The organism is Mesorhizobium sp. M7A.T.Ca.US.000.02.2.1 (assembly GCF_003996995.1).
Lineage (GTDB): Bacteria > Pseudomonadota > Alphaproteobacteria > Rhizobiales > Rhizobiaceae > Mesorhizobium.
In genome coordinates this window covers 1-3,694 of sequence record NZ_RZTT01000517.1, presented here as the reverse complement: position 1 = coordinate 3,694, position 3,694 = coordinate 1, and the positions used below count along the sequence as shown (strand labels likewise).

4 protein-coding genes are annotated in these 3,694 nt (G+C 61.8%); 2 read left to right on the top strand and 2 right to left on the bottom strand.

The genetic code is table 11. The features are described from left to right. Together EOD15_RS30645 and EOD15_RS30640 are read right to left on the bottom strand one after the other, a co-directional pair. The coding region (locus tag EOD15_RS30645; protein WP_148129715.1) for a substrate-binding domain-containing protein at positions 1-779 on the bottom strand (779 nt) is incomplete at its 3' end. Between the two features lie 302 nt (positions 780-1,081). Continuing rightward, on the bottom strand, positions 1,082-2,113 hold the full coding sequence (locus tag EOD15_RS30640; protein ID WP_127322592.1) for a LacI family DNA-binding transcriptional regulator: 1,032 nt from the start codon (positions 2,111-2,113) through the stop codon (positions 1,082-1,084). 169 nt (positions 2,114-2,282) lie between these two features. Here EOD15_RS30640 and EOD15_RS30635 point away from each other — a divergent pair, with 169 nt between their 5' ends. Continuing rightward, complete coding sequence (locus EOD15_RS30635; RefSeq protein ID WP_127322593.1) at positions 2,283-3,374, top strand: fatty acid desaturase family protein; 1,092 nt, start codon at positions 2,283-2,285, stop codon at positions 3,372-3,374. Positions 3,375-3,469: 95 nt separating this feature from the next. Beyond that, positions 3,470-3,694 (top strand): MocE family 2Fe-2S type ferredoxin (locus EOD15_RS30630; protein WP_127394661.1); only part of this gene is annotated, 225 nt, incomplete at its 3' end.

Sequence of the window (3,694 nt, the reverse complement as noted above, 5' to 3'; positions counted from 1 at the left end):
CCCGCCTGCATCGCGGCAAGCGCGTCCTGGGTGGCATCGACGCCGCCGACGACAACCGTCTTCATGTCGATGTTGCCGGCCTTCATCGCCTGGATGGCGCCGATGGCGCTTTCGTCATTGTTGGCGATGACGCCGTCGAACGGCTTGCCGGTCGACAGCCAGTTGGTCATCAGGTTCTGCGCCTCGTCGCGGTTCCAGTTCGACGTCTGCTTGTCGATGATCTTGATGAAGCTGCAATCCGGCGTCGCGATCACATCGTCGATGTCCTTGGTGCGCTGCACGGCGGCCTGGTTTGAAAGCTCGCCCATGATCACATAGACATTGGCTTCCTTCTTGCCGGCTTCCTTGAACAGGCGGCAGACTTCCTTGGTCTCGAGCGTGCCGGAATCGGCTTCGTTCGAGGCGACGAAGGCCTGGTTGTCGGGCAGCGTGTCGACATTGACCGGCTCGCGGTTGACATAGACCAGCGGGATCTTGGCTGCGGCGGCGGCGTCCGACATCGCCTGCGTGGCCGAAGTGTCGACCGGGTTGACGATGATGGCATCGACGCCGGAGGCGGCGAAGTTCTTGATCTGGTCGAGCTGCTTGGCAACGTCGTTCTGTGCGTCCTCGACCTGCAGCTCGACGCCGCTCATGCCCTTGGCCTGCTCGATCATGCCGTTGCGCAGCACGGTCAGGAAGTTGTCGTCGAACTTGGCCATCGACACGCCAACCTTGGCGGCCATGGCGGATGAGCTCATCAGCGCCGCGAAGGCGACGCCCAAAATCAATTTCTTCATTGTGTTTCTCCTCCACATATTGGTGTCCGGTTTCACCGATTTATCCGGAATCCCCGATCTCCCCGGGGAATCTCTCCCTGATGTCTTTTCTGTTCCGGGTGACGCCTGCCTCCTGGCTGGAACGTCAAGCCCTCTGTTTGAAACAGATATTCCGGAACGAAAGAACCAAAATACACAGATGATGAAATATTTATTCCATTTCACATCGGGGCGTCAAGGGCGATTCCGCGGCCTGCGGGCCGATTTACGCATCGCTCTGATGGATTCTATCATTTGCCTCGGCGGGCTTGCGCGGCGGCGGGCTAGATGTTTTCCGGCAGGTAGATGTCGAAGGGCAGGAAGGTCTGGCCCGGAGCGTTGGCGGCGCCGGTTTCGATGGCATGCGCCATCAGGTCGACGAGCTCACGGCACAAAGCGGCGAGCGGGGTCGAGATCACCATGGTGAGGATGTTGTCGGCGAGTGCCGCGCGCGATTCGGCGTTGATCTCGTTGCAGACGACCACCGGCATGGTCGCGGGCTTCGCTGCCCGCAGCGCCGAGACCGCGCCTTCCATGCCGCCGCCCGCGACGTAGCAGCCGGCAAGATCCGGATAACGCGCCAGAAGATCGATCATCGCGTCATGGGTCACCTGGTTGGCTTCCAGATTGACCAGCGTTTCAAGCACGCTGAACTCCGGCGCATGCTCGCGGAAGAAGGAGCGAAAGCCGATCTCGCGCAGTTCATGGCCGTGGAAGCGGTGGCTACCGACGAAGAGGGCGACCTTGCCGGGCCGCTTGGCTGTCTTGGAGATCATCCATGCGGCGGTGCGCCCGACCTTGCGGTTGTCGAGGCCGATATAGCCCTCCCGGATGCCGGCGGCAAAGTCGGACAGCACCGAAAAAACCGGCTGCCCTCTCGCCTTCAAGGTTTCCACAACCGCTGTCAGGGTCGGATGGTCCGGACCGACAACGGCGATGGCCCTCGATTTCGCCGCCAGCCTGCGCATCTGGGAGGCGATCTCGTCGGGAGCCAGGGAACTGGCGAAATCGATGGTCGCAACGCCGCGGAAGCGCTGCGATTGCGAGATGGCCAGTTCGAGTTCCCGCGCGAAGTCGCCGTAGAAGGCATCATTGCCCCGCAGCAGCAGGAAGCCCAGCCGGTACTCCGGCAATTCCTGGCGCATGCGCTGCTTGATAAGGCCGGCGGCGTGATAGCCGATATCGGTAGCGGTCTCGTAGACGCGGCGCGCTGTCTCCTCGCGCACCGGCAGCCGGTTGTTCAGCACGCGGTCGACGGTGGCGACACTGACGCCCGAGATGCGCGCCAGATCAGATATGGTCGGCCGCTTCACCATGCTTGCCCCGTCGGATTTGCTTGAGCCTTCGTACAGCATCCTGATGGGAAATGATAGAAACTATCTTTATGATGTTGAGTCCATCATCGGTCGGCGTTACTTTGACGCTAGAAGCCAAAGGAATTCATGGCATTCGCCTTGGCGGATGCCTTTGCCGAGGGAGGCAATCATGTCCACTGCGCCGTCCCGGCGTGACTACAGCCTGATCGGCCGCGATGCCAAGCTCGCGGTCGAGACCGGCCTGTCGGCGGCCGAGTGGTATCACACCGACATACCGCGCAAGCAGATGAAGGAGCTGATGCAGCGCTCCGACGGGCCGGCGATCCGCGATACGGCAATCTGGTTCGCCGCGCTGATCGTCAGCGGCGCCGGCGGCGCCTGGTTCTGGGGCACATGGTGGTGCGTGCCGTTCTTCTTCGTCTATGGCGTCCTCTACGGCTCCTCGACGGATTCGCGTTGGCACGAATGCGGCCACGGCACCGCTTTCCGGACGCAATGGATGAACGATGCGGTCTATCAGATCGCCTGCTTCATGATCATGCGCAATCCGGTGACCTGGCGCTGGAGCCACACGCGCCACCACACCGACACCGTCATCGTCGGCCGCGACCCGGAAATCTCGGTCATGCGGCCGCCCGATCTGGTTCGCGCCATGCTGGGCTTCGTCGGTGTGCTCGATGCCTGGCATGCGATGTCAGACATGCTGCGCAACGCCGCCGGCACCGTCAGCGCCGCCGAAAAGACCTTCATTCCCGAACAGGAACAGCCCAAGGCGATCCGCGTCGCCCGCATCTGGACGGCGATCTATGCCGCCACCGTCGGGCTGGCGCTCTACACCGGTTCGTTCCTGCCGCTGATGCTGGTCGGCCTGCCCAGGCTCTACGGCGCCTGGCACCATGTCATGGTGGGGCTGCTGCAGCATGGCGGCCTGGCCGACAATGTCACCGACCACAGGCTGAACAGCCGCACCGTCTACATGAACCCGATCAGCCGCTTCATCTACTGGAACATGAACTACCATGTCGAGCATCACATGTTCCCGATGGTGCCCTATCATGCGCTGCCGAGGCTGCACGAACTGATCAAGTACGATCTGCCGGAACCGACACCGTCGATCCTGGCCGGCTATCGCGAGATGATCCCTGTCTTCCTGCGCCAGCTGCGCAACGAGGACTATTTCCTCAAGCGCGAGCTGCCGCCGACCGCACGGCCATATCGCGAAGAATTCCACAACGACACTGTCGCCGCCGCGGCGGAATGATCGTGCTTCCATCCGATCTAGACTGTTTATTTAACGCAATTCCGGACGGGAAAACCGCTGCGCACTTTTCCTGGATTGCTTTTGGGAGGACTTGAATGAGCGACTGGGTCGAGGCCTGCGCCACCGGCGACATAGACGAGGAGGATGTGATGCGCTTCGACCATGGCGGCCGCACCTTCGCCATCTATCGCAGCCCCGACGACGAGTTCTTCGCCACCGACGGCCTGTGCACGCATGAGAAGGTGCACCTGGCCGACGGGCTGGTGATGGATGACATCATCGAATGCCCCAAGCACAATGGCCGCTTCAACTACAAGACG

Bases quoted from the DNA above. Each gene is read 5' to 3' on its own strand.
- EOD15_RS30640 (WP_127322592.1), bottom strand. From the start codon at position 2,113: ATGGTGAAGCGGCCGACCATATCTGATCTGGCGCGCATCTCGGGCGTC.
- EOD15_RS30635 (WP_127322593.1), top strand. From the start codon at position 2,283: ATGTCCACTGCGCCGTCCCGGCGTGACTACAGCCTGATCGGCCGCGAT.